At 69.0% G+C, this 25,456-nt stretch carries 16 protein-coding genes and 1 riboswitch; of the genes, 8 read left to right on the top strand and 8 right to left on the bottom strand.

Translation table 11 applies throughout. From position 1 onward, the window contains the following. Window positions 1-126: 126 nt before the first annotated feature. Together ACFXJL_RS04265 and ACFXJL_RS04260 are read right to left on the bottom strand one after the other, a co-directional pair. Window positions 127-576: a hypothetical protein gene (locus tag ACFXJL_RS04265; protein ID WP_358876420.1), complete on the bottom strand. Its 450-nt coding sequence runs from the start codon at window positions 574-576 to the stop codon at window positions 127-129. Between the two features lie 467 nt (window positions 577-1,043). Then, window positions 1,044-2,105 carry an NlpC/P60 family protein gene (locus ACFXJL_RS04260; RefSeq protein ID WP_384689001.1) on the bottom strand — a complete coding sequence of 354 codons (1,062 nt, stop codon included), beginning with the start codon at window positions 2,103-2,105 and terminating at the stop codon, window positions 1,044-1,046. Window positions 2,106-2,361: 256 nt separating this feature from the next. Here ACFXJL_RS04260 and ACFXJL_RS04255 point away from each other — a divergent pair, with 256 nt between their 5' ends. Further along, window positions 2,362-2,715: a hypothetical protein gene (locus ACFXJL_RS04255; protein WP_384688998.1), complete on the top strand. Its 354-nt coding sequence runs from the start codon at window positions 2,362-2,364 to the stop codon at window positions 2,713-2,715. Window positions 2,716-2,908: 193 nt separating this feature from the next. Here ACFXJL_RS04255 and ACFXJL_RS04250 read toward each other — a convergent pair whose 3' ends face one another. Together ACFXJL_RS04250 and ACFXJL_RS04245 are read right to left on the bottom strand one after the other, a co-directional pair. Continuing rightward, window positions 2,909-3,985, bottom strand: a complete 1,077-nt coding sequence (locus ACFXJL_RS04250) for a C40 family peptidase (protein ID WP_384688995.1) — start codon at window positions 3,983-3,985, stop codon at window positions 2,909-2,911. 62 nt (window positions 3,986-4,047) lie between these two features. After that, window positions 4,048-4,212: riboswitch (cyclic di-AMP (ydaO/yuaA leader) on the bottom strand. 324 nt (window positions 4,213-4,536) lie between these two features. Next, window positions 4,537-6,210: an ABC-F family ATP-binding cassette domain-containing protein gene (locus tag ACFXJL_RS04245; RefSeq protein WP_384688992.1), complete on the bottom strand. Its 1,674-nt coding sequence runs from the start codon at window positions 6,208-6,210 to the stop codon at window positions 4,537-4,539. A gap of 527 nt (window positions 6,211-6,737) precedes the next feature. Here ACFXJL_RS04245 and pcrA point away from each other — a divergent pair. Further along, entirely contained in the window at window positions 6,738-9,203 is a 2,466-nt protein-coding gene (gene pcrA / locus ACFXJL_RS04240) for a DNA helicase PcrA (RefSeq protein WP_358876415.1), read from the top strand. 204 nt (window positions 9,204-9,407) lie between these two features. On the opposite strand, the gene ACFXJL_RS04235 is transcribed toward pcrA, so the two are convergent. Together ACFXJL_RS04235 and ACFXJL_RS04230 are read right to left on the bottom strand one after the other, a co-directional pair. After that, entirely contained in the window at window positions 9,408-11,195 is a 1,788-nt protein-coding gene (locus ACFXJL_RS04235) for a M23 family metallopeptidase (RefSeq protein WP_384688988.1), read from the bottom strand. A gap of 357 nt (window positions 11,196-11,552) precedes the next feature. After that, window positions 11,553-12,443 (bottom strand): esterase/lipase family protein, encoded by an 891-nt coding sequence (locus ACFXJL_RS04230; protein ID WP_384689172.1) that lies wholly within the window; start codon window positions 12,441-12,443, stop codon window positions 11,553-11,555. Between the two features lie 727 nt (window positions 12,444-13,170). On the opposite strand from ACFXJL_RS04230, the gene ACFXJL_RS04225 reads away from it, so the two are divergent. Further along, window positions 13,171-13,584 carry a cobalamin B12-binding domain-containing protein gene (locus tag ACFXJL_RS04225; RefSeq protein ID WP_329022351.1) on the top strand — a complete coding sequence of 138 codons (414 nt, stop codon included), beginning with the start codon at window positions 13,171-13,173 and terminating at the stop codon, window positions 13,582-13,584. Window positions 13,585-14,223: 639 nt separating this feature from the next. Here the strand turns inward: ACFXJL_RS04225 and ACFXJL_RS04220 are convergent. Beyond that, window positions 14,224-15,870: a DUF5691 domain-containing protein gene (locus tag ACFXJL_RS04220; RefSeq protein WP_384688985.1), complete on the bottom strand. Its 1,647-nt coding sequence runs from the start codon at window positions 15,868-15,870 to the stop codon at window positions 14,224-14,226. Window positions 15,871-15,881: 11 nt separating this feature from the next. Then, the gene (locus ACFXJL_RS04215; RefSeq protein ID WP_384688982.1) at window positions 15,882-17,219 is read right to left on the bottom strand and encodes an SWIM zinc finger family protein; all 1,338 of its coding nucleotides are present in this window, start codon (window positions 17,217-17,219) and stop codon (window positions 15,882-15,884) included. A 118-nt stretch (window positions 17,220-17,337) separates the two neighbouring features. Between ACFXJL_RS04215 and ACFXJL_RS04210 the strand changes: the two genes are divergently transcribed. From ACFXJL_RS04210 to sucD, 5 genes are all read left to right on the top strand, one after another. Next, window positions 17,338-18,462, top strand: coding sequence for an AAA family ATPase (locus tag ACFXJL_RS04210; RefSeq protein ID WP_358876410.1), 1,125 nt, complete (start codon window positions 17,338-17,340; stop codon window positions 18,460-18,462). After that, complete coding sequence (locus ACFXJL_RS04205; RefSeq protein WP_384688979.1) at window positions 18,459-21,233, top strand: DUF5682 family protein; 2,775 nt, start codon at window positions 18,459-18,461, stop codon at window positions 21,231-21,233. Before ACFXJL_RS04210 ends, ACFXJL_RS04205 begins: the two co-directional genes overlap by 4 nt. A gap of 101 nt (window positions 21,234-21,334) precedes the next feature. Continuing rightward, the gene (locus ACFXJL_RS04200) at window positions 21,335-22,486 is read left to right on the top strand and encodes a VWA domain-containing protein (protein WP_384631938.1); all 1,152 of its coding nucleotides are present in this window, start codon (window positions 21,335-21,337) and stop codon (window positions 22,484-22,486) included. A gap of 618 nt (window positions 22,487-23,104) precedes the next feature. Continuing rightward, window positions 23,105-24,286, top strand: a complete 1,182-nt coding sequence (sucC, locus tag ACFXJL_RS04195; protein WP_384631667.1) for an ADP-forming succinate--CoA ligase subunit beta — start codon at window positions 23,105-23,107, stop codon at window positions 24,284-24,286. Between the two features lie 21 nt (window positions 24,287-24,307). Next, window positions 24,308-25,192, top strand: coding sequence for a succinate--CoA ligase subunit alpha (gene sucD, locus ACFXJL_RS04190; protein ID WP_358876407.1), 885 nt, complete (start codon window positions 24,308-24,310; stop codon window positions 25,190-25,192). The last annotated feature ends 264 nt before the right edge of the window (window positions 25,193-25,456 follow it).

The raw sequence follows: 25,456 nt of genomic DNA, 5'->3' as shown, positions 1-25,456 counted from the left end.
GGCCGTGCTGGCCCAGGGGCCGCGACGATGCTCGAACGGTGTTGCCGAGTGGTGATCTCGCCACCGTGACGCCCGTGGGCGACTCCTGCGCGATATGCCCGTGCAGTGACGCTTGTGCGCTGACGCCTATGCCGTGATGTCGAGCCACCAGCGGGCGATCCGGCCGTCCATCCAGTACAGCATCTCCGCCTTGCCCGTCGCGCTGTCGATGCTGCCCTGGCTGTTCTCGATGGGCCAGCGCTTCTCCTGGAAGAGCTGGGCGGAGATGCGGCTGAGGGCTGCGTGCTCGTTGGCCTGCTGACGCTCGGCGAGCCCGGAGCGCTCGATGATCTCCGTGAATGTGACCTTCTCGTCGGGGCGTTCCGCGGTGGCGGCGAACAGGGCTTGGACACCGGGAAGATGGTCGACCCTGCTCCACACCAGGGCGACCTGCGCCTTCGTCCAGCGACCCTGGCGCCCGAGGTCGACGGTCTCGGTCCCTTCGATCTCCGTCAGCAAGCTGGTGAGTTTGGCCTTGACGGACTCGACGTCGGCCAGTGCGGCGACCACTGCCGTGCGCAGCTTCAGGTTGTCCATGCCGACTCCTCATGTGGTTTCGTGGACGAGACTCCACGACTGAACCGTATGGTTTCCTCCACGAATCCACAAGTCGTCTGATCTGGCTGGGAGTTCACCACCGAGGGCCGTGCAAGGGCAACGCCGTGCTTGCGAAGTCCACGTCAACCGAATCGACTTCGCTCATCGGCAGCCGCCGGCACGAGACCCATCGACGCATACAGAGGCCCGCGGGTACCCGCCCCCATGTGGAACAGCCGCTGGTTGCCTGACACCTGATGTCCCGCCTCCCGAAACCTCCACCGTGCCCACCGTCGACCACGCCCCCGCCCGCACCGGCCGTGACCACCAAGGAGGGAGCCCTTGGTGCGCTGGCATGACCTACCGCGAGGTATGAGGCACTCCCGGGGCGCCACATCGCCGAACGCACGGATGGTGAGCACCACTGCTGCCACCCGGCTGGAGCGGCGCTCCGGGGAAGCCGTTGGTCACCCGGGGCGGGTGGCCCCCGCGAAGGGCATCTCGTCGATCGGTGCGATGCGGATGTTCTCACCGGGCCGGGGTGCGTGGATCATCTTGCCGTCGCCGATGTAGAGCCCCACATGGCTGACTCCGGAGTAGAAGAAGATCAGATCGCCGGGGGCGAGCGCGGATCGCGGGATCCGGGTCCCCGAGTCGATCTGGCCGTAGGTGGTGCGGGGCAGTTGGACCCCCGCGTACTGCCAGGCGGCCCGGGTCAGTCCCGAGCAGTCGAAGGCATCGGGTCCGGTCGCACCCCAGACATAGGGCTTCCCGATGGCTTGGCGGGCATAGGCGATGGCCCGGTCGGCCCGGGTGGTGGCGGCGCCCGTGGCGTGCGGCTCGGCGATGGGTGTGACGGCCGCCGCTCTTGGTGTGCCGTGCCCCGCGGCCCGGTCGACGCGCAGGGCGTAGCGGGCGCCGAGGAGTTGTTGGGCGGCTGCGAGCTTGTGTTGGACGGTCGCCTTGTGCCGTGCCTGCTCGTCCTGGTGGGTGCGGAGCGCGAGGGCGGTGCGCTTCCCCTGCTTCCGCAGTGTCGCCAGACGCTTTGCCTGTTGCTCGGCCGAGGCCACCGTCGCGGCCCGACGGTCACCGATGTGTGCGGCGAAGGCGGTCCGCCGCAGATACTCGTCCGGGGTCGAGGTGAAAGCGACCTCCAGGCCGGGTGCGCTGCCCCCGGCCCGGTACTGGGCGGCGGCGATGGAGCCGAGAAGGCGACGGGTGGTGTTGAGCCGCTCCACCTCGCGTACGGCCGCGTCCCGCAACCCGTCGAGTGCGACGCGTTCGCGGGCTACTGCCTGGCGAGCCCGGTCATGCTGCTCCGCCGCGGTCTTCGCCTCCCGCTGGAGACCGTCGACCTCGGCCTTGATCTGTGTGGGGGTGGGTGCGGGGGCGGCCTGTGCGGTGCCTTGGAATGCGGTGGCGGTCGCAGTTCCGACGAGAGCGAGAGCGCTGGCCGTGCGGACGGCCGAGCCGGCGAGCGGGTACTGCCGGGACTTTCGGGGCTTGCGGTGCTGATGATGCGCGGCCACGAGAGCGTCCACGTCCTTCCGTGAAGCCGGTGAGGGGGAACCGGAGGCGGGAGGTCGCCTGGGCCAGGACCGTATGCCTGAGATGGCGTTAGTGGAGTGCTATCGACCGAATGTGGTGGAAGGTGCCCACCTCGCGTTGATTTCTGAAGGGGTTCCCGCGGGAGGTGTGACCCACTTCGTACCCCTGTGACCGATGCGGCGAATGAGGTACACCTGACCTGAGGGTGGTGATATGGGGAGGGCTAGGCTCCGCCCCATGGACGCACTCATCAATGTCTTCGTGGCGCTGCACATCATCGGCATCGCTTCTCTGCTGGGCGGATTTCTGACGCAGATGAAGGCGATATCTGCCGGTACTGCCCGTTTCAATCCGGCCATGCTGCACGGGGCGCTGACGATGCTGGTCACCGGCGTCGCACTGGTGGGCCTCAACCAGGCCGACGACCAGACGGTGAACAACATCAAGATCGGCATCAAGATGGCGGTGCTGGTCGTGATCCTGGGCCTGGTGTACGTCAAGCGGGACGAGGAGAGCGTCGAGAAGGGGCTGTTCGCTGCGGTCGGTGGACTGACGGTCGCGAACATCTTCATCGCCACCGTCTGGACCTGACGCGCACGGTAGGACGGCCTTCATCGCCACGCACGCCATGCCATGCACACCCGCCCGGCCCGCCCGGCCCGCCCGCCCCGTGGGGCCGACCCGAAGGTCGATCCGTACGGGGCGAACAGGGCCGGTTCACGGGGTGTGTTCAGCCGGGACTGCGCGCTGAGAGGGAGTCCGCGCGGGGCGGAGCCGTCAGATGTCAGGCAGGTCGGACGATCCCTCGGATCGGCATCATGTAGATCGACTCCTCCCGCACTTCCACATGGTCGTCCACGCCCGGTTGCGGCGCGTGGATCATTCTGTCGCCGCCGATGGAGATGCCGACATGGCTGCTGTCGTCATAGAAGAAGACCAGGTCACCGGGGCGTAGCCCGCCCATGTCCACCTGCCGCCCGGCATGCGCCTGCTCCCGGGCTGTACGGGGGAGATCCACCCCGGCCGCTCTCCAGGCCGCCCGTGTCAGGCCCGAGCAGTCATAGGAACGCGGCCCCGTCGCACCCCGTACATAGGGCTTCCCCAACTGGGCCCGGACGAAGGCGAGCACCCCTTCGGCGAGAGCCGCGCCCCAGGGCGAGCCCGGATGCCTCTGGCGCTCCCGCTCCAGCCGTTTCAGTTCCGCTTCCTCCGCGGCCCGGGCCATCGCCGTGTGTCTGGCCTCCTCCTGGGTGATCCGCCATGCCTCGGCCGCCATCTCCTGCTCGACGGCCGCGAATCGGGCTCTGGCCTCGGCGTCCCCCCGCCACAGCACGGAGCGCGCCTGGATCAGCTTCGACTGCACCTGCTGCTTTCCCGTGCGGAGGAAGCTCGGTGAGCGGGGGAGCGAGGTGGGCCGACCCGCCTCGGACGGTGTTTCGGCGAATGCGGCTCGCTGCGTTCTCTCGGCGATTGGGCGGTGTTGGGTGCCGACCGCCGCCGCCTCCAGCGGCACTCTCCGACCGTCTTCGGCCGGTGCACCGCCCGGGGCCTTCGGCCGCTCGGTCGGAGCCGATGGCTTCGCGGGGTGCTGCTCCTCCGAGGATCCCAGGGCTCTGCCCGTCTGCCTGAGGCGTTCCGCGCGTCGGGCGTAGTCGGACCGCAACTCCTCGACCTCGCGGCGTTCTTCGGCGGCTGCCTGCTGCGCCGCTCCCCGCGGCGGCATCCCCGTACCGGCCTTCCGGTACAGGGCGCCGATCTTCTCTTGGACTTCCTCCACGGATGGCGTCCGGTCATCCGCCGCCTGTGCGTCCTGCGCCGGGAGGATTCCGACGGACGCCATGGCCGCCGTGGTGAGTCCCACGGCAGGTGAGGGTTTTACCTTGCGACTTCGGGCCTTGCGATGCGACACCAAGGGCCGGCATCTCCTTCTTCCGTAGGCCGCCTACCGGGTTAGCTGTCGGGTTCGGGCGGACGGAAGAGCCCTACGGGCCTGCGCACGAACAGGCCCGATTCACCCCGGTGATGCACGGTGGTTCCCCGGTTCCCGTCTCCCATGGGGGTGGAGACCGAATTCGGCGTGGCTGCCCGATCGGCGTGGGTCGCCGCAGTGGTGCGGGCTGCCTGAGCCAGCACGCTAGCCAAACCGTGTGGCTGCTGTGAAGATTGGTGTTCGATTTGTCCGATACATTTTCGTGACCTTTTCATTCGGTGCGCCGTCGAGCTCGGATGATTACCTTTCGCATCTGTACGAGTTCCATGTGTGACCGAACCTGGTCTTCTGTGGCATTTGCGCAGGCTGCCAGGCTCCGACCAGCGGCCGGATCAGGCCAGGGCACCCGCTGACGTGCTCGGGAGCGGTCCAGCCCGAACCGCCTCGGCTCCCGGGCGTTCGGCGAGCCCCTCGTTCCCCGGTCAGCCCGCTGGTTCCTCGGGACGCCCCTCGGTCAGCCCTTCAGCGTCCAGGGTCCACCAGCGGGTGATCTCCAACTCCTTGAGGAACGCCCGGTCATGACTGGCGACGATCAACGCGCCGCGATAGCCGGCCAGCGCCTGGGTGAGTTGGGTGACGCTGGCCAGGTCCAGGCTGTTCGTGGGCTCGTCGAGCATGAGCAACTGCGGAGCGGGGTCGGCCAGCAGGAGTGCGGCCAATGTGGCACGGAACCGCTCGCCCCCGGAGAGCGTTCCCACCCGCTGTTCGGCCCGAGCTCCCCGGAAGAGGAATCGAGCCAGTTGGGCCCGGATCTCGTTGTCGGTCGCGGTGGGGGCCAGCCGGGTCACGTTCTGCTCGATCGTACGGTCGTCGTCGAGGACGTCCAGGCGCTGCGGCAGATACCGCATCGGTACGCGTACGGACACCGCGTCCCTCGCCCCGTCCCCCACCGGGGCGAGCTGCCCGCTGATGGTGCGCAACAGCGTCGTCTTCCCCGCGCCGTTGCCACCGAGCAGGGCGATGCGCTGCGGTCCGTGGACATCCACGGTGTCGATGACCGCACCCGTACGCAGTTGTACGCTCCGCAGACTCAGCACCGCGCGTCCCGGGTGCACGGTCGTGGCGGGCAGGTCGAGTCGGAGGGGCGCGTCCTCGCGCACCAGTGCCTCCGCCCGGTCCAACCGCTCGCGCGCCGCAGTCAGCCGTTCCTCGTGGACACCGCGTTCCTTCCCCGCTGCGACCTGGGCCGAGCGCTTCTTCGCCTGCATCGTCGTCTTGTCCAGCCGGTTGTCCGCGTACATCTTCTTCCCGTACCGGACACTGCGGGCCTGTCGGGTCTGGGCCAGGTCCAGTTCCTTCTTCTCCCGGGCGACCTGTGCCTCGGCCGCCTGTACCGAGCGAGTGGCGGCCTCCTGCTCGATCGCGACGGCAGTTCGGTAGGCGCTGAGGCCGCCGGTGAAGACCCGTACCTCCGAGCTGCGCAGCTCGGCGATCTGATCCACCTGTTCCAGCAGTTGCCGATCGTGGCTGACGACGATCACCGCACCACAGTGGCCGGCGAGCGCCGTCGAAAGGCGTCGGCGGGCCGCTCGATCGAGGTTGTTGGTCGGCTCGTCCAACAGCAGTACCTGGGGACGGGCCAGCAGCAGCGCGGCCAGCGACAGCAGCACGGCCTCGCCGCCGGAGACCTGGCCCACCGTGCGATCGAGCCCGACCCGGCCGAGACCGAGCTGATCCAGGAGGGCCCGGGTGCGCTCTTCGACGTCCCAGTCGTCGCCGATCGCGTCGAACTGCTCCGGGCGGGTGTCACCGGCCTCGATGGCGTGCAGGGCGGCACGGGTGTCCGCGATGCCCAGGACCTCGTCCACGCGCCGTTCGGTGGCCAGTGTCAGATCCTGCGGGAGGTATCCGACCTCTCCTGCGACCAGGACGGTGCCGCTCGTGGGAGTGAGCTGCCCGGCGATCAGCCGGAGCAGAGTGGACTTGCCGCTGCCGTTGTCGCCGACCAGCCCGGTTCGACCGGCGCCCAGTGCGCAGGAGACGTCGGCGAGTACGTCGGTGCCCTCCGGCCAGGTGAACGACAGACGGGAACAGACGACGGAAGGAGAAGAGGAAGGGGAAGGAGAAGGGGAACGAGAAGAAGGGGAACGAGACATCAGCGGATCTCCATCGCGACGTGCGAACAGGACTGCACAGGGAGATGCCGTGCGCCGCGGACCACGGCACAGGGGGGAGAACACAGAGAGGAGAACGCCGGAAGGGGGGAACGTCAGCTCCCCGGGCAGCTCGCTTCTGAGGTCGCGCACGTGCACACCGGTAGGACGGGGCACGGCATCTCGGACCTCAGCGGCGCAACGGCCTCTCCTCACGGCGACAACAGATACGCGAGCGACGCTACACGGCTCGTCACGGCCCGCCAACGCAATTTCTCGCCGCCCCGCCCAGCCCGTGAACCCGGCTGTCGTCGCGATCCGCTCCCCACTGGTCACCGCGCCTGGACATCCACCGTGAGCTGCGGTTTTGAACCGCCAACCCTGATGTCGCGGCGCGGGGGGCGCCGGACACCCGGGCATCGGGGCCCGGCCGGCCGGGTCACGGCTGGCAGCCGTGACGGGGGCCGTCCCGCCCCGATCGGTCGGTGCGGCCCCGGGTTGTCAGTGGGTCGGCCTAGACTCGTAGAGCGATGAGCAGCCTCTTTGACGAACACTTCCTGGCGAACCTCCAGCACGCCTCGCAGGAGCCCCCGCCGCCCGAGGACCATGAGGACCCCGAGGGCCATGCCCGGGAGGAGATCCCCGACGATCTCTTCCAGGGTGCCTTCGACGTACCTCCTGCCCGGGACGCCTACCACCGTGATGGCGCACCGCGCACCGTGGTGGACCCGGAAGCCCTCCTGGACGGGCTGAACGAGCAGCAGCGCGCCGCCGTCGTGCACACGGGCTCCCCGCTGCTCATCGTCGCCGGAGCGGGTTCGGGCAAGACCCGGGTCCTGACCCATCGGATCGCGCATCTGCTCGGGACCCGTTCCGTGCACCCCGGGGAAATACTGGCGATCACCTTCACCAACAAGGCCGCCGGTGAGATGAAGGAGCGCGTCGAGCAGCTCGTCGGACCGCGGGCCAACGCCATGTGGGTGTCCACCTTCCACAGCGCCTGCGTCCGCATCCTGCGCCGTGAATCCAAGAAGCTCGGCTTTACCTCGTCGTTCTCGATCTACGACGCGGCGGACTCCAAGCGATTGATGGCCCTGGTCTGCCGCGATCTCGACCTCGATCCGAAGAAGTTCCCGCCGAAGTCGTTCAGCGCCAAGATCTCGAACCTGAAGAACGAGCTGATCGACGAGGAGACCTTTGCCGACCAGGCGGGGGACCAGTTCGAGAAGACGCTCGCCGAGGCGTACCGGATGTACCAGGCACGGCTGCGCGAGGCCAACGCCCTGGACTTCGACGACATCATCATGACCACCGTCCATCTGCTCCAGGCGTTCCCCGACGTCGCCGAGCACTATCAGCGGCGGTTCCGGCACGTCCTGGTCGACGAGTACCAGGACACCAATCACGCCCAGTACACGCTCGTACGCGAGCTGGTGGGCCAGGGGTACGACGACCTGCCCGCCGCCGAACTCTGCGTCGTCGGCGATGCGGACCAGTCCATCTACGCCTTCCGTGGTGCGACGATCCGCAACATCCTCCAGTTCGAGGAGGACTATCCGAACGCGAAGACGATCCTGCTGGAGCAGAACTACCGGTCCACCCAGACGATTCTCTCCGCCGCCAACGCCGTCATCGAGCGCAACGAGAGCCGTCGCCCCAAGAACCTGTGGACGAACGCCGGCGCGGGCGCCCAGATCACCGGCTACGTCGCCGACACCGAACACGACGAGGCCCAGTTCGTCGCCGACGAGATCGACCGCCTCACGGACGCCGGGGACGCCAAAGCCGGCGATGTCGCCATCTTCTATCGGACGAACGCCCAGTCCCGGGTCTTCGAGGAGATCTTCATCCGGGTCGGGCTGCCGTACAAGGTCGTCGGCGGAGTGCGCTTCTACGAGCGCAAGGAAGTCCGGGACGTGCTGGCGTACCTACGGGTGCTGGCCAACCCCGAGGACAGCGTTCCGCTGCGCCGCATCCTCAACGTTCCCAAGCGGGGCATCGGCGACCGTGCCGAGGCGATGATCGACGCCCTCTCCCTGCGCGAGAAGATCACCTTCCCACAGGCGTTGCGGCGCGTGGACGAGGCGTACGGCATGGCGGCCCGCTCGGCCAATGCCGTCAAGCGGTTCAACGCACTGATGGAGACCCTGCGCACGATCGTCGACTCGGGCGCCGGCCCCGCGGTCGTACTGGAAGCCGTACTGGAGCAGACCGGCTATCTGGCCGAACTCCAGGCGTCGACCGATCCGCAGGACGAGACCCGCATCGAGAACCTCCAAGAACTCGCCGCCGTCGCGCTGGAGTTTGAGCAGGCGCGCACCGAGGACGAGGGAGCGGGCACCCTCGCGGAGTTCCTGGAGCAGGTCGCGCTGGTCGCCGACTCCGACCAGATCCCCGACGAGGACGAGGACGGCTCCGGGGTGATCACCCTGATGACCCTGCACACCGCCAAGGGCCTCGAGTTCCCGGTGGTGTTCCTGACCGGCCTCGAAGACGGAGTCTTCCCGCACATGCGTGCCCTCGGCCAGACGAAGGAACTGGAGGAGGAGCGCCGGCTCGCGTACGTGGGTATCACCAGGGCGCGCGAGCGGCTCTACCTCACGCGCTCGGCGATGCGCAGTGCTTGGGGCCAGCCCGCGTACAACCCGCCCTCGCGGTTCCTGGAGGAGATTCCGGTCCAGCACCTCCAGTGGAAGCGCACGGGGCCGATGGCAGCGCCCGCGGGTCCCGTGTCGGGCCTCGGGTCGCGCTTGTCCTCCGCGCCCTCGTCCCGTGGTCGGGCGGGTGCCTCCGGCTTTGCCACCCGTCGCGGCGGCGCCGCCGAGAAGCCGGTCATCTCGCTGTCGATCGGTGACCGCGTCACGCATGACCAGTTCGGCCTGGGGACGGTCGTCGCGGTCACGGGTGTGGGTGCGGATGCGCAGGCGACGATCGACTTCGGGGACGAGAAGCCCAAGCGTCTGCTGCTGAGGTACGCACCGGTCGAGAAGTTGTGAGGGACCCGGCCCGCGAGGGCGCGATCGTCTGATGCCGACCGCGCCGTCCGGGCCGATCCTGGCTCAGCCGATGCGGGTGGGTCAGGGAGCCTCCCGGCCATCCGCTGACCAGCGGGACGTGCCGGAGACATACGCACGCTGAGGCACGCCCGGACGTTGGAAGCGCCCGCATCCGACATCGGATACGGGCGCTGGGCAGGCTTCTTAGACGGGGTTGAGACCGTGGCTTTGCAGCCACGGCAAGGGGTTGATCGCCGCGCCGCCGCCGGGCCTGACCTCGAAGTGGAGGTGCGGTCCTGTTGACTTCCCGGAGTCCCCGGCGTACGCGATCACCTCGCCGGCCTTCACGGTGCCGGAGCGGATCTTGGCACTGCTCAAGTGGCAGTACCAGGTCTCGGTCCCGTCGGGGGCGGTCAGGATGACCATGTTGCCGTAGGCGCTGTTGAACTGGGTGCGTACGGTCCCGTCCGTCGCGGCGAGGACTTCGGTGCCGTAGCCCACCGGGAAGTCGATGCCGGTGTGCAGCGAGACCCAGTTGACTCCGGACTGGCCGTAGTAGGCGCTGATGCCGTTCTGCCGCACGGGCAGGGAGAACTTGGGGCGCAGGGCCTCGCGCCTCTTGGCCTCTTCCTCGCGCTTCTTGCGCTCGGCTTCCTGACGCACCTTGAGGTCGATGCGTTCCTGGGTGCGGGATGCGCGATCGCCGAAGTCGCGGGCTTCCGCGTGGAGCGCCGCGAGTTGGGTGTCCATCTTGTTGTTGGCGGCAGCGGTCGTGGCAGCGCTGGAGGCCACATCGGCTGCGGCGAGCTTGGTGGTGTCGTCCTTCTTGGCGTCGCCCCCGCTGAGGCCGCCGACAGAGGCGGCAGCGATACCGGCGACCCCCATCACACAGGCGGAGGGCACGGCGACCGTCAGGAAAGCGGAACGCTTGGCCGGAGTGCGGCGGCGCCCCCGTCCGGTGCTGCTGCTGCCGTGGGAACGTCGTACGGGACGCGGCGTCACCGGAGCGACGGGCGTGATCAGCCCCAACTCCTCGTCGGAGGGCTGGTCCGCGTCAGCGTCGGTGTCGTCGTCCGCAGCGAAAGCGGTCTCGGGAGCGCTGTGCGCGAGGTCCAGATCGACGTCGAAGACGAAGGTGTGGTCGGGTTCGGGGTCGAGACTCGGGCCGAGCTCACCGGTGCTGTTGAGGTCTGCCTCCGAGCCCGGTTCCGAACCGTCCTCATGAGCCGCGAAGGTGTACGAGCCGGTCTCGTAAGAGGTGGTCTCATACGACCCGGTGTCGAAGGCGCCGACTTCCTGGTGCCCGCTCTCGTATCCGCCCGCCTCATAGGTCCCGGTCGGGTACGAACCGGTGTCATAGGCGTCGGGCCCGTACGTCTCGGACTGAAAGGCTTCGGACCCATAGGCGTCGGGCTGAAAGGTCTCAGCGCTGAAGTCCTGGGCGTTGAAGTCCTGGGTGCCGAAGTCCTGGGCGTTGAAGTCCTGGGAGTGGTCCGCCATCAGCTCCGACGGTGCTTCGGCGCCGAAATCACCGTGGTTCACGCCGAAATCATTTGCGGTGAACTCATGATCAGGTGTGAACTGCTGGGGTACGCCTGCTTCCGTGCCCACGTTCCACGCGGTGGCGTCGTACGCGCCGCTGTCGGCGCCCGTGACCGTCCACTGGCCGGTCGAGTCGGGCACGAAGGTGGCGGCGGCCGTGTCGAACTGACCGGTGTGACCGGTCTGGTTCCATGCAGCCGCGTCCCACTGCCCGGTGGGGTCGACCTGGACGAACGGGTCGATCTGCTGCGGTTCCGCGTACGTTCCGTAGTCGGCGCTCTGATGCGATCCCGTGTCCCAGGCGCCGGTTTCATAGCCGCCACCGTGGGAAACCGATTCGTACCCGGCCGGTGCGTGAGCGATGGCACCGAAGAGCGGATCGATGTCAAAGCTGCCGGTGGGGTTGTTGTCGTAGCCGACGTGCCCGGCGTGGGCGTGCTGGTCGTTCACCAACTTCTCTCTCGCCTCGGCAGCAGGAACTGGCTTTCTGGGGCCATGGAGCAGTTGAATCCCAGCAGGGGAACCAGTGGCGCGACTGTACCCGGCGGTATGCGACGGCGACAATCTTCCTGAGGTTTTGGCCAATCAGGAAACGGGCATTCGAGCGTCTTTCGGCGAGGTGCAGACCTAGGTTTGGCTCTATGTTCGAAACACGTTCGAGCTTTGGCTGACCGATTTGTCGCTGTCGTCTAGGGAATCGCCGTCGAGCATGAGGGTCTTGAGGCGGAGTTAAGTAGGTGCTGTGACCGTTCCGGGCGGAGCGAGGAGCCGTCGTGCGCGCCGGGGAATACGGGTCCCAGCCGTGGCCTAGGCGACCGAGGCGCTGTCGGCGCTTCCGGCGTGGGACTCATCGGGCTCCAACGCCCTTCGGATGCCTGCGGCAACGGCCGGGTGGACCGGGAGTGCGAGATGGCCGACACCGCTGATCTGCACATTCGTGGCCAGGAGATCGGGGTGGTCCAGACGTGCCGTCTCGACCGGGGCCATCAACTGGTCGAGATCGCTCCAGAAGCTGATAAATCGCGTACGGCAGCCCGGTGCGGGCCGCCCCAGCTCCTCGATGACCGAGGACCCCGGGCGCATCTGCCGCACGATGGGGTGTGCGCTGGCGAGCGGGATGACCGTGGTGCCGGCATGGGGAGTGCCCAGGGTGACCAGAGTGCGGACGCGTAGGTCACCGCCGAGACACTGTGTGTAGTAGCGGGCGATCAGCCCGCCGAGGCTATGGCCGACGATGTCGACCCTGGGCTGTCCCGTGCGCTCGCAGATCTCCTCGACGTGCCGGCCCAGGAGGTCGGCAGCGGCGCGGATGTCACAGGTCAGCAGGGAGTAGTTCAGGCATTCGAGATGGTGCCAACCGTGCCGGGCGAGGGATCGCCGCAGCAGCACGAAGACCGACCGGTTGTCGGCGAAGCCGTGCAACATGATGACGGGAGGGTGCTCCTGGTCGGGGCGCTCCGGCGGCTGGGTGGCAGTGGGGCTCTGTGGCCCGGTGCGAGTTTTGTTCCGGGGCTGGCCGGATGCCCGTGCGGGTGCGGGTGACGCGGTCCGGTTCGCCGCGCCGCTGCGCCGGCCCGGGTGAGGGGCTTGTTTCTGCCGGGCACCCTGGCGCGGACGCGGCGCCTTGCCGGCGTCGAGGGGGCGTGGGCGGTCGACGCGCAGGGTTCCTGGCCCGCTGTCCCCGCTGTCCCCGCTGATTCCGGTGTCCGCGGTGTCTGCGGTGTCTGCGGTCTTGTCAGTCCCGGTGTGCTGCGCCGCCGGCCGCTCGCCTTGCAGTTCGGAGGGGTCGTCATCGCAGGTGGTCGGCGGCTTCTGGGGTGAAGGGATGCCGCTGCGCTCGGGGGCGAAGCCGGAGGGGTAGAGCAGTGCATGTCCGGCGAGGATGGCCAGCTCAAGGGCTGTCGCGCGGAGCACCGTGCCAGGGATGCGCAGGTCACACAGGGAACGCAGCTGCTGGGCCGTGCGCAGGCTGACGGTGTGCAGATCCCAGCCGTTCATGCCCGGATTCAGTGAAAGGCACTGGGGCAGCGGGGCCAGGCCGAGGCTCAGGCTGAGGGGAAGGAAGGGCAGGACCTGCATGGGCCGACCTCCGTATGACATCCCGAAGGACAGCATCGTCGCTCGGGATGCCCTCAGTGGGGCCTCCTCAGCGGCTTCCGCGAGCGCCGATGGCATCGGCGCTCGCCGAGGCGTGGGTGCCGGATCTCCGTGCCGTGCGGCTGACGGCAGGGCCATCCAGCGCTGAAGCGGCTCCCTTGCGCCGGCCTCGCCCTGGCTTGTCTGCCTGGTGCAGCGGGTACGACGCATAGCGAACATGTCCCAGTGTGTGATTTCCCCCTCCCTGTTCACCGCGAAACGGGTAGCTGCGGGATGCTGGAGATAACGTTCGTTCACTTGCGGCGGAGTCGGCTATGTGGAGGCAGCGATGGGTGTGACGGGTCCGATCCGCGTGGTGGTGGCCAAGCCGGGGCTCGATGGCCATGATCGCGGAGCCAAGGTGATCGCGCGGGCCCTGCGTGACGCCGGCATGGAAGTCATCTACACGGGCCTGCACCAGACGCCCGAACAGATCGTGGACACGGCGATTCAGGAGGACGCGGACGCCATCGGACTCTCCATCCTCTCGGGTGCGCACAACACGCTCTTCGCCAAGGTGATCGCGCTGTTGAAGGAGCGGGAGGCAGAGGACATCAAGGTCTTCGGTGGCGGGATCATCCCGGACGCGGACATCCCACCGCTGAAGGAACTGGGGGTGGCCGAGATCTTTACGCCCGGTGCCACGACGACGTCCATCGTTGACTGGGTGCGGGCGAACGTCAGGGAGCCTGCCGGCACCTGAACCGTCCGTCCGGGCAGCGGCGCACCTGGCGCGCGATTCCGAACAGGGTGTGGGCGAGTCGGGTGAAGGGCGTCGAAGGAGGCCAATGTTCAGCCGTTCGGCCCAAACCAGCTGTGGGCATGGGCCGGGATCTCTGCATGTGTGACGCTCCGGCCCGGTGAGCCCGTGGCATTGCCTTTGCTGCTGAATGCCTGGAAAACGGTCTAGGTCTCGGGCGAGTACCCCCACTGGGGTATGGGCTTTGTGTGTGGGGCGCGGCGTTCCTGCTTCGGCGCCACGCCGAAGCAGCGGCGGCCGAGCGAAGCGAGAGCCGATATCCACCCCGGGGCGAGGTGCGGATGCGCGCCGGGCTTCTCATTGAGGGTGGAGTGCGCACCCTCTCGCCGTGTCGCCGTACGCATACGCGGGCCTTTCGATTGCCCGTCCGCGACCGCCATGGAAGACCTCCGTGACAAAGGGGGACGATCCCTCCCTGCCAGACGAGGGCTCTGCCATGGCTTGCCCGACCAACACCCTCCGGTTTGGCTGCCGGCGTCCTGACGACGAACACGCGATGGGCCGGCGTGGTGGGGCTCTGGCTGCCTTCCGATCCGGATCGGATCGGAAGCCGGGTCGGAAGACAGCCAGGAGGAGAAGCGATCAGCGGGGGAGGGTCCCCGCCAATTCACCCTGCATCGCCTCGCGCAGCCGCAAGGTGGAGACCAGCCGCTGGAACGCCTCCGACCAGTAGCTACCCGCGCCGGGTGACGCACCCTCGACCTCTGCCGGGGTGGCCGTCAGTAGATCGAGCCGGCCGGCCTCGACCGGGGCGAGGCAGCGCTCGGCCAGCCCCATCACTCCGCTGAAGCTCCAGGGGTAACTCCCCGCCTCCCGAGCGATGTCGAGTGCATCCACCACCGAGTGCCCCAGCGGTTCCGACCACGGCACCGCACACACCCCCAGCAACTGGAACGCCTCGGACAGGCCGTGCGCCGCAATGAACCGCGCCACCCAGAGCGCCCGTTCGTCCTCGGGCAGAGTGGACAGCAGCTTGGCGCGCTCGGCCAGGGAGGACGTGCCCTGGCCCGACTCCGGCGGCGCGCCCGGTGTACCCAGCAGAGCACGGGCCCACTGGGCATCGCGCTGTCGTACCGCAGCCCTGCACCAAGCCGCGTGCAACTCCTCCCCCCAGCCGTCCGCCACGGGCAGGGTCACGATGTCCTGCGCCGAACGACCGTCGAACTGCTCCGTCCAGGCGGACAGTGGCGCGGACTCCACCAACTGCCCGAGCCACCACGAACGCGCGCCGCGACCCGTCGGCGGGGCGGGCGCCACGCCGTCCCGCTGCATCTGCGCATCGCACTCACGCGGAGCGGTCACCGCGATGGACGGCTTCCCCGCCACCAGCGCCGGACCGACGCAGGCCAGTGCACGCTTCGCCATGCGTCCGGCGAGTGCGGACAGTGGCAGCGCGGACAACAGTTCCGCCGCCGTGGCCCGAACATTGCGGCTGCGGTCGGTGAGGGCCTGCTCCAAGAAGGGTTCGTCCGCCGGGGACAGGCCCGCACGCAGGGAGTCGAGGAACATCAACCGGTCCTCGGCCCGTTCTGTGGACCAGGTGCCGGCGAGCAGTGCCAACGCCCGGCTCGCGTCCCGTGTCCGCACCGCCGTCAGCAGGGCCACCCGCTCCGCGAACAGGCCCTCGGCCCAGAGTTCGCGCACGGCATTCAAGTCGTCCGGGTCCAACAACAGCGCACCGCTGCCCGACGCCCCTCGGAGCGCAAACTTCCACTCCGGATTGAGCCGTGCCAGCCACAGCCCCCGAGAGCCGACGAAGGTGAGGACTTGCGTCCGTAGGTCCGTGCGGGCACGCGCAGCGTCCAACAGCGCGGGCAGCAGTGGCGCCGGGGCCTGGTAGCCGTGGTCGTTCGCCTTGGCCAGCCACTGGGGCAGCAGCTCCGTGAGGTCCGGTGCCGTCCCCCGACGGCCGCTCGACGACGGAGTCGACCGATCGGCCAGCAGTTGCGCGAGACGACGGCGGGCGGCCAACGGCGGTAGCGGTCTGCCGTCGAACGGAGCGGGCGCAGGTCGACAGGCTGCTACGGCGGGTACCAGACCCGCCCTACGGCGCACGGTGTGCACCACAGCCGCGTCCAACAGTGCGGTCGTGGCTTCCCTGCCGTGCGAGTGGACCAGCACGGGTTGACGACGCTCGGTCCCCAGGAGGGCCGCGGTGACCAACTCCTCCCAGCGGGGGAGAAGGTCTTCGGTCCGGTCGGTCTCGTTGCTGTTGCTCCTCAACGTCACACCTCTCCCTCTCAGATCAGGACTACCGTCTCGAACGCACTCCCCGACCAGGCGGCGAGCGGGGTCACGCCGCGGTGGCCGCACTCGCCGAACACGGTGATCGGCCCGCCTCCGGACAGGGCCGCGAGCCGCCACAGCCCTGGCCGGGAGATGGCGGACGGGGCGATGGGCAGTGCGGAACCGCCCTCCGCGTCCGCGAGTTGCCAGCCGTCCCCGTCGGGGACGGGAATCACGTCCGTCAAGGTCACCGGCCAGCTGTCGAGCCAGGGATCATCGCTCAACGCACGCCCGTACGCCTCGACGGCCGAGGCAACGGGGCCACCGGGCGGCGGGGAACCCATCGGGACCGGTATCCCGAACTGGCCGCTGAGATCCGCGCGGAGCTGTCCTGCTCCCAGATGGGGAGTCAGCTCCGCGTCGATGACGGTCCCCACGGGGAGCGACAGTTGTGGAGCCCTGCCCGCAGCCCCGAAGGAGAGAAGCAAGGCCATCTGTTGCGTTTCCCTTCCGTACACCCATATACGGCGTGTGGTGATCTTCGCTTCGGCCCTGTCGTACTGGGACAGCACGGACCAGTGGTCCCGCACCGGCTCTCCAGCGGCGGGTGAGGGAAGGCCGACCTTGGTCCGCACGGTGACGGCGAGCGGCTCCGGGAGCCGCTCGATCTCCAACCACGCCCGGTTCAACAGATGGAGCATCGAACACTCCTCCAGCAGCCGCGCCGGCCAGCCGGGCCCCGAACCGGGAATCGCCCCCAACTCCCGCACCCGGGAAGCCAGCCCCGGCGCCTGGGCGTCCACCATGCGGGCAGCGGTCTCCTCCCAGAGGCCGTAACCCGCGCCCTCGGCTGTCGCCAGCCCGCCGCGCAGCAGATCGGTCAAGCGCTGCTCCAACTCCATCGCTCCGGACGTGATCCGCTCGGCCCGACGCGCCGCCCTGCGTCTGGCCGCCTCCGGATCCGCGACCTCCCCCGCTCCCGTCTCGCCGCTTCCCTGCTCCGCTCGACTCCGCCGCCCACTCAGCCACTGCTCGGCCCAGTCCGGCTCCGCGCTCGCCCGTACTGCCTCCTCGTCCGTGACCCACAGCAGAAGCAGCCCCAGCGCATGCTTGCAGGGGAACTTCCTGCTCGGACAACTGCACTTGTACGCGGGGCCCGTGATGTCCACGACCGTCTGGTAGGGCTTGCTCCCGCTGCCCTTGCACAGACCCCATATCGCTCCGGCTTCGCTCCGACCCGTGCCCGACCACTGGCCCGTTGTGCCGAGCTTGCTCCCCGCCTTCTGTGATGTGGCGTCAGGAGCCAGTGCCAGGACCTGTTCCGATGTCCAGCGAACCCCCGTCTGATTCATGTCCACGACGTTAGCCCCCACCACTGACAAACAGCTCTGACCTGCGCTGACGGTTGACTGTCAGTGGTGTGGTGCAGGGTGGGAACCACATCGGATCGCACGATCTGGAGGGGGACACATGACCATGCCCGAGACCGGTTCCGGCATCGGCGCGGAGGCCGGCGCCGAGGTGCTGCGACCCCATGCGGAGGTGGCCTTCGCACAGGAGTTGGAGGCACTCGCGGCGGCCGATGACCGACCGCGCCCCGTCAACTGGCGGCTCTCTCCCTGGGCGGTCGCCACCTATCTGCTGGGCGGCACCCTGCCGGACGGGACGGTGATCTCCCCCAAGTACGTGGGGCCCCGCAGGATCGTGGAGGTCGCCGTCACCACCCTCGCCACCGACCGTGCGCTGTTGCTCCTCGGGGTGCCGGGCACTGCGAAGACCTGGGTGTCCGAGCATCTGGCCGCCGCCGTCAGCGGGGACTCCACCCTGCTCGTGCAGGGCACGGCCGGCACCCCGGAGGAGGCCATCCGCTATGGGTGGAACTACGCGCGACTGCTGGCCCACGGCCCGAGTCGGGACGCTTTGGTGCCCAGCCCCGTGATGCGCGCGATGGCCGAGGGAATGACCGCCCGCGTGGAGGAACTGACCAGGATCCCGGCCGATGTGCAGGACACGCTCATCACGATCCTGTCGGAGAAGACCCTGCCGGTCCCCGAACTCGGGCAGGAGGTCCAGGCCGTCCGAGGGTTCAACCTCATCGCCACCGCCAATGACCGAGACCGCGGTGTCAACGACCTCTCCAGCGCCCTGCGTCGACGGTTCAACACGGTGGTGTTGCCGCTGCCCGCGACCACCGAAGCGGAGGTGGACATCGTCTCCCGTCGAGTCGATCAGCTCGGGCGTTCGCTCGACCTGCCCGACGCACCGGCGGGACTGGAGGAGATCCGGAGGGTGGTCACCGTGTTCAGGGAGCTTCGGGAGGGAGTGTCGGCCGACGGTCGTACCAAGATCAAGTCTCCGTCGGGAACACTGTCCACCGCCGAGGCGATCTCCGTGGTGACCGGGGGGCTCGCCCTGGCCGCCCACTTCGGCGACGGCGTGCTGCGCCCCGCGGACATGGCGGCCGGAATCCTCGGTGCGGTGGTGCGCGATCCGGCCTCCGACCGCGTGGTCTGGCAGGAGTACCTGGAGGCCGTGGTCCGTGAGCGCGATGGTTGGCAGGACTTCTACCGGGCCTGCCGCGAGGTGAGCGTATGACCGGCCCGCTGCTGCTCGGAGTCCGACACCACGGGCCGGGCTCGGCGCGGGCGGTGCGGGCCGCGCTCGATGCCGCTCGTCCGTCGGCCGTCCTGATCGAGGGGCCGCCCGAGGGCAATGACCTGATCGCCCTCGCCGCGGACGAGGGGATGCGACCCCCGGTGGCGCTCCTGGCCCATGCCGTGGACGATCCGGGGCGGGCTGCCTTCTGGCCGCTCGCGGAGTTCTCCCCCGAGTGGGTGGCGATCCGTTGGGCCCTGGCGCGGGGCGTTCCCGTCCGCTTCATCGACCTTCCGGCTGCGCACTCGCTGGCACTTGCGGCCGAGGAGGAACAGCGGGAAGCGGACGATCACAGCACGTCGGACGGCGATCGCCCCATGCCGGGCAGCGAGGCGGCAGGCGCCGACCGGCACGGGCGGGACGTCCCTGCATCTGACCGACCCGAGGACCCCGATGGATTGCCCGGAGCGCATGGACCGGAGCCGGCCGGTGCTGGAACGGTGGATCGGGAGGCGTGGGAGGGCGCTGAGCCGGGCCAGCGGCGCCCGCCCGCGAACTCCGAACAGGCCGTGTCTGCCGACGTACGCATCGATCCCCTCGCGGTCCTGGCGGAGACAGCCGGATACGACGATCCGGAGCGCTGGTGGGAAGACGTCGTCGAACACCGGGGCGGCCCGGTCGTCACGGAGACCGCGCCTGCGGACGTACCTGCCCCCATCGCGCCGCACAGCGGATCAACGTCCGACGCAGGGAAAGGGGCGGACACCGACCCGCTGGCGCCGTTCGCCGCACTCGGAGAGGCCATGGCCGTGCTGCGCGATACGTACGGTCATGGCGGGCACCACCGGGACCTGGTGCGCGAGGCGTACATGCGGCTCCAGTTGCGCACCGCGCGCAAGGAGTTCGGTGACGGGGTGGCCGTGGTCTGCGGTGCGTGGCATGTGCCAGCCCTCAGCGAGAGGACCACCATCGCCGCGGACAGGGCCGTACTCAAGGGTCTCCCCCGGACCAAGACGGAGATGACCTGGGTTCCCTGGACCCATCGCAGGCTCTCCCGGTACAGCGGATACGGCGCTGGGATCGACTCACCGGGGTGGTACCAGCACCTCTTCCACACGCATGAGCGCCCCATCGAGCGATGGATGGTCAAGGTCGTCGCACTCCTGCGTGAAGAGGACCAACCCGTGTCATCGGCCCACGCCATCGAAGCCGTTCGGCTCGCCCAGACCCTGGCGGTCCTGCGCGGACGGCCGCTGGCCGGGCTCGCCGAGACGACCGACGCGATCCGGGCGGTCATGTGCGAGGGCTCGGACGTGCCACTCCAGCTGATCAAGGACCGATTGACCATCGGCGATGTCCTCGGCGCGGTTCCGGAGGGCGCCCCCGCCGTGCCGCTCCAGCGAGACCTGGCCCGGGCCCAGCGCAGACTGCGACTGAAACCGGAAGCGTCGGAGCGGCAGTTGGAGCTCGATCTGCGGTCCGACGGCGACGCCGCCCGGAGCCGACTGCTGCACCGGCTGCGACTGCTCCGCGTGGAGTGGGGCGAGCCGCATGCCGGGCGGAGTAGCACCGGCACCTTCCGGGAGGGCTGGCGGGTGCGCTGGGAGCCCGAGTTGTACGTACGCGTGGCCGAGGCCGGGGTCTGGGGCACCACCGTCCTGTCCGCCGCCACGGCCAAGGCGGAGCACCGGGCGCTCTGTGCAACCACCCTCGGCGAGATCACAGCACTCGCCGAGGAGTGTCTGTTGGCCGAACTGACCGACGCGCTCCCGGTGGTGATGCGTTCGCTCGCGGACCGGGCCGCGCTGGACACGGATGTCGGCCACCTCGCCGAGGCGCTGCCCGCCCTCGCCCGGTCCCTGCGCTACGGCGATGTCCGCGCGACCGACACCGCAGCCCTCGCCGAGGTTGCGACCGGCCTTGCCCAACGCATCTGCGTGGGACTGCCACCCGCCTGCTCGGGACTCGATGGCGACGGCGCCGTCGCCATGCGCCACCACATCGACGCCGTCCACACCGCCGTGGGGCTGCTGCCCGCCGCGGGAGAACTCGGCGAGCGCTGGGGTTCCGTCCTGCTGCGGTTGGCCTCCCGAGACTCCGTGCCCGGGTTGCTGCGGGGTCGCGCGGCCCGGCTCCTCCTTGACGATGGACGGCTCGACGACATGGAAGCCGCTCGTCTGATGGGCCTGGCCCTGTCCGGCGGTGCTCCACCGGCGGAGGCCGCCACCTGGATCGAGGGATTCGTCGGCGGAGCTTCAGGTGGTGGGCTCCTCCTGGTGCACGACGAGCGGCTGCGGGGGTTGGTCGACGCCTGGCTGAGCGGAGTGTCAGGGGATGCGTTCACCGACGTCCTTCCGTTGCTGCGCCGTACCTTCGCCGCCTATGAACCTGCCGTTCGGCGAACACTGGGCGAATTGGTACGGAGATCCACTGCGGAAGGTGCGACCCGCCGTGGGACGGGGGCGCGAGGGCTCGGCGCAGTCGGTTCCGAGGGATTCGGGGACGGTCTCGACCGGCCACGGGCGGACGCGGTGCTGCCGATGCTGCGGTTGATCCTCGGTATCGCCGCCGAGGAAGCAGGGGGACCAGCGGAAGCGACGGAAAGGTCTGCAACGCGCGTATCAGCTGAAACGCCTGGAGCAGCTGAAACGGCAATCTGCGCCACGGGGGAGCGGGTGATGGTGGACCGGCTCACCGCCGGAGCCGCGATGAGCCGAATCGGACCGGGAACGAGCGGGTGTGCGGACGCCAGAGGGGGCGGTGCGAAGTGACGACGGAAGAGACGATCTTGGAGCCGGGGACGCCCTGGACCGCTCCTCAATCCGCGGCCTCGCTACCTCCGGAGTCCACGGCGACTGACCCGACGGAGACCCTGCCCGAGACGTCGGACCGTGAGCGGCTGCGGAGATGGCGGCTGGTCCTCGGCGGTGAGTCGGCCGACGGTACGGGCTGCTCCCTCGCCGGGGCGGACGCCGCAATGGACAGTGCCCTCACCGCCCTCTACGGCACCGCGCCGAACGGCGGTCGCAGCAAGGACCGTGGCGCCGGTCTCGGCTCCTCCGCGCCTTCCGTGGCCCGCTGGCTCGGCGACATCCGTACGTACTTCCCCAGTTCGGTGGTCCAGGTCATGCAGCGCGACGCCATCGAGCGACTGGACCTCGCGACCCTGCTGCTGGAGCCGGAGATGCTGGAGGCAGTCGAGGCGGACGTCCATCTCGTCGGCACCCTCATCTCACTCAACAAGGCCATGCCGGAGACGACGAAGGAGACGGCCAGAGCCGTGGTCCGCAAGGTGGTCGACGACCTGGAGAAGCGGTTGGCGACCCGTACCCGGTCCACCCTCACCGGCGCGCTCGACCGCTCGGCCCGCACCAGCCGCCCACGCCACCAGGACATCGACTGGGACCGCACCATCCGCAGCAACCTCAAGAACTATCTGCCGGAGTTCGCCACGGTCGTCCCGGAGCGGCTGATCGGCTACGGGCGCGCATCCCAGTCCATGAAGAAGGAGGTCGTGCTCTGCATCGACCAGTCGGGCTCGATGGCGGCTTCCATCGTCTATGCCTCGGTGTTCGGTGCGGTGCTCGCCTCCATGCGGGCCATCGCCACCCGTCTCGTCGTCTTCGACACCGCGGTGGTGGATCTCACCGATCAACTCGACGACCCGGTCGACGTCCTGTTCGGTACCCAACTCGGCGGCGGCACCGACATCAACAGGGCCCTGGCGTACTGCCAGTCACAGATATCCCGGCCGGCCGACACCGTCGTGGTGTTGATCAGTGATCTCTACGAGGGCGGTATACGGGACGAGATGCTCAAGCGGGTGGCGGCGATGAAGGCGTCCGGAGTGCAGTTCGTGGCGCTGCTCGCCCTCTCGGACGAAGGGACGCCCGCGTACGACCGCGGTCATGCGGCTGCGCTGGCTGAGCTCGGGGTTCCGGCGTTCGCTTGTACGCCGGACCTCTTCCCGGACGTCATGGCGGCGGCGATCGAGAAGAGGCCGCTCCCGATACCCGACCGATGAGTGCCGAAGGTGCCGCTGTGTCCTATGGCGGCCCGCTACGGCGGTCCTGCGACGGGACAGATATGCGGCGGGACAGATAGAGGACACATGGCCAGCGGAGGGCCGGCACCTGGCGGACATCAGGGTCGCGACTGTGGGGCTGCGGTGGGGGAGGAGGGCGAGCATCCGTACAACGCGGACGCTCTCCGCGTACGGTCGCTGGCGGATGGGGACGGGTGGGGGCGACGGCGTCCCCGGCTCCGGTTCGAACTCCGTCGGGTCACCCTGCGGCGCGACCTGCGTCACAGCGGTCCGACCCCCTTCGGCGAGTCGGACCGTCCGTGACCCGGCGACCCCTTCCGGTGTGGATTCCGCAGGCCAGTAGGGCCGAACGGCAGATGCCCCGGGGGCTTCGACGCCACTGCGACACGGCCTGAGGATCGATCTGTGACTGTTATCACCACTCCTGTGTGAGCTCCAATTTAGGGAGCCACCGCCCACGGGGATAACCTGCGAGACGGACATGCCGCGTGCCCGGTCATCGTGTGCGCATCCCTTGTGACATCGCAGTCACGTTGCCCTTCGCGGCACGCCCACGCAGAAAACGAACCGCGATCATCAGAAAAGGGACGGACGCGCGTGGACCTGTTCGAGTACCAGGCGAGGGACCTCTTCGCCAAGCACGGTGTACCGGTGCTGGCCGGTGAAGTCATCGACACGCCTGAGGCGGCGCGCGAGGTGACCGAGCGTCTCGGCGGCCGTTCGGTCGTCAAGGCGCAGGTGAAGGTCGGTGGCCGAGGCAAGGCCGGCGGCGTGAAGCTGGCCTCCACCCCGGATGACGCGGTCGAGAAGGCCGGTCAGATCCTGGGCATGGACATCAAGGGCCACACGGTCCACAAGGTGATGTTGGCGGAGACCGCCCCCGAGATCGCTGAGGAGTACTACGTCTCGTACCTCCTCGACCGCACCAACCGCACCTTCCTCGCCATGGCCTCCGTCGAGGGCGGCATGGACATCGAGGAAGTCGCGGCCACCAAGCCCGAGGCCCTGGCGAAGATCCCGATCGACGCCAACGAGGGTGTCTCCCCGGAGAAGGCCGCCGAGATCGTCACGGCTGCGAAGTTCCCGGCCGAGGTGGCCGACCAGGTCGCCGACATCCTGGTGACGCTGTGGAAGACCTTCATCGCCGAGGACGCGCTCCTCGTCGAGGTCAACCCGCTGGCCAAGGTTGCAGACGGCCGGGTCATCGCGCTGGACGGGAAGGTGTCGCTCGACGAGAACGCCGACTTCCGCCAGCCCGACCACGAGGCCCTTGAGGACAAGGCTGCGGCCAACCCCCTGGAGGCCGCGGCCAAGGCCAAGAACCTCAACTACGTCAAGCTTGAGGGCGAAGTCGGCATCATCGGCAACGGCGCGGGTCTGGTGATGTCGACCCTCGACGTCGTCGCCTACGCCGGCGAGGCCCACGGCGGCGTCAAGCCCGCCAACTTCCTCGACATCGGTGGTGGCGCCTCCGCCGAGGTGATGGCCAACGGCCTGGAGATCATCCTGGGCGACCCGGACGTCAAGTCCGTGTTCGTCAACGTCTTCGGTGGCATCACCGCCTGTGACGAGGTTGCCAATGGCATCGTCCAGGCCCTGGAGCTGCTGAAGTCCAAGGGCGAGGCCGTCACCAAGCCGCTGGTCGTGCGCCTCGACGGCAACAACGCGGAGCTGGGTCGCAAGATCCTCTCCGACGCGAACCACCCGCTCGTGCAGCGCGTGGACACCATGGACGGCGCGGCCGACAAGGCTGCTGAGCTCGCCGCGGCTGCGAAGTAAGGGACGAGGGACTCCACAACCATGGCTATCTTCCTCACCAAGGACAGCAAGGTCATCGTCCAGGGCATGACCGGTGCCACGGGCATGAAGCACACCAAGCTCATGCTGGCCGACGGCACCAACATCGTCGGCGGAGTGAACCCCCGCAAGGCCGGTACGACCGTCGACTTCGACGGCACCTCCGTACCCGTCTTCGGTTCGGTGGCCGAGGCGATGAAGGAGACCGGCGCTGACGTCTCGGTCCTCTTCGTCCCGCCGGCCTTCGCCAAGGCCGCGGTCGTCGAGGCCATCGACGCCGAGATCCCGCTGGCCGTCGTCATCACCGAGGGCATCGCGGTGCACGACTCCGCGGCCTTCTGGGCGTACGCGACCAGCAAGGGCAACAAGACCCGGATCATCGGCCCGAACTGTCCCGGTCTGATCACCCCCGGCGCCTCCAACGCCGGCATCATCCCGGGAGACATCACCAAGCCCGGTCGGATCGGTCTGGTCTCCAAGTCCGGCACGCTGACGTACCAGATGATGTACGAGCTGCGGGACATCGGCTTCTCCTCGGCCGTCGGCATCGGTGGCGACCCGGTCATCGGCACCACCCACATCGACGCGCTCGCGGCCTTCGAGGCCGACCCGGAGACGGAGCTGATCGTGATGATCGGCGAGATCGGCGGCGACGCCGAGGAGCGCGCGGCCGACTTCATCAAGACGAACGTCACCAAGCCGGTCGTCGGCTACGTCGCGGGCTTCACCGCCCCCGAGGGCAAGACGATGGGCCACGCGGGCGCCATCGTGTCCGGCTCGTCCGGCACGGCGCAGGCGAAGAAGGAGGCCCTGGAGGCCGCCGGGGTGCGGGTCGGCAAGACCCCCACCGAGACGGCCGTCCTGGCTCGGGAACTGCTCAAGGGCTGATGCCCGAGAGTGATCAACGTGTGGTGAACACGGGTGTGGGCCCTGCCGGGGAACGACGGCGGGGCCCGCACCCGTTTCGTCACTCCGCGCCGTAGCGGGCCCTCGCCGCCCCGCGCGGTCGGCCGGTGCACTGGTCGGCGGTCCGGTGCCACGCACCCTTGTCACGGCACACGGCACACGGCACACGGCACACGGCACACGGCACACGGCACACGGCACACGGCACACGGCACACGGCACACGGCACACGGCACACGGCACACG

The organism is Streptomyces sp. NPDC059256 (assembly GCF_042753785.1).
Lineage (GTDB): Bacteria > Actinomycetota > Actinomycetes > Streptomycetales > Streptomycetaceae > Streptomyces.
Note: the sequence above shows the minus strand (reverse complement) of the source record. Positions and strands in the feature narration are given on the sequence as shown.

What these genes read in the sequence shown, in the direction of transcription:
- ACFXJL_RS04265 (WP_358876420.1), bottom strand. Translation starts at nt 576, where the DNA reads ATGGACAACCTGAAGCTGCGCACGGCAGTGGTCGCCGCACTGGCCGAC.
- ACFXJL_RS04255 (WP_384688998.1), top strand. Translation starts at nt 2,362, where the DNA reads ATGGACGCACTCATCAATGTCTTCGTGGCGCTGCACATCATCGGCATC.
- ACFXJL_RS04245 (WP_384688992.1), bottom strand. Translation starts at nt 6,210, where the DNA reads ATGTCTCGTTCCCCTTCTTCTCGTTCCCCTTCTCCTTCCCCTTCCTCT.
- pcrA (WP_358876415.1), top strand. Translation starts at nt 6,738, where the DNA reads ATGAGCAGCCTCTTTGACGAACACTTCCTGGCGAACCTCCAGCACGCC.
- ACFXJL_RS04225 (WP_329022351.1), top strand. Translation starts at nt 13,171, where the DNA reads ATGGGTGTGACGGGTCCGATCCGCGTGGTGGTGGCCAAGCCGGGGCTC.
- ACFXJL_RS04215 (WP_384688982.1), bottom strand. Translation starts at nt 17,219, where the DNA reads ATGAATCAGACGGGGGTTCGCTGGACATCGGAACAGGTCCTGGCACTG.
- ACFXJL_RS04210 (WP_358876410.1), top strand. Translation starts at nt 17,338, where the DNA reads ATGACCATGCCCGAGACCGGTTCCGGCATCGGCGCGGAGGCCGGCGCC.
- ACFXJL_RS04205 (WP_384688979.1), top strand. Translation starts at nt 18,459, where the DNA reads ATGACCGGCCCGCTGCTGCTCGGAGTCCGACACCACGGGCCGGGCTCG.
- sucD (WP_358876407.1), top strand. Translation starts at nt 24,308, where the DNA reads ATGGCTATCTTCCTCACCAAGGACAGCAAGGTCATCGTCCAGGGCATG.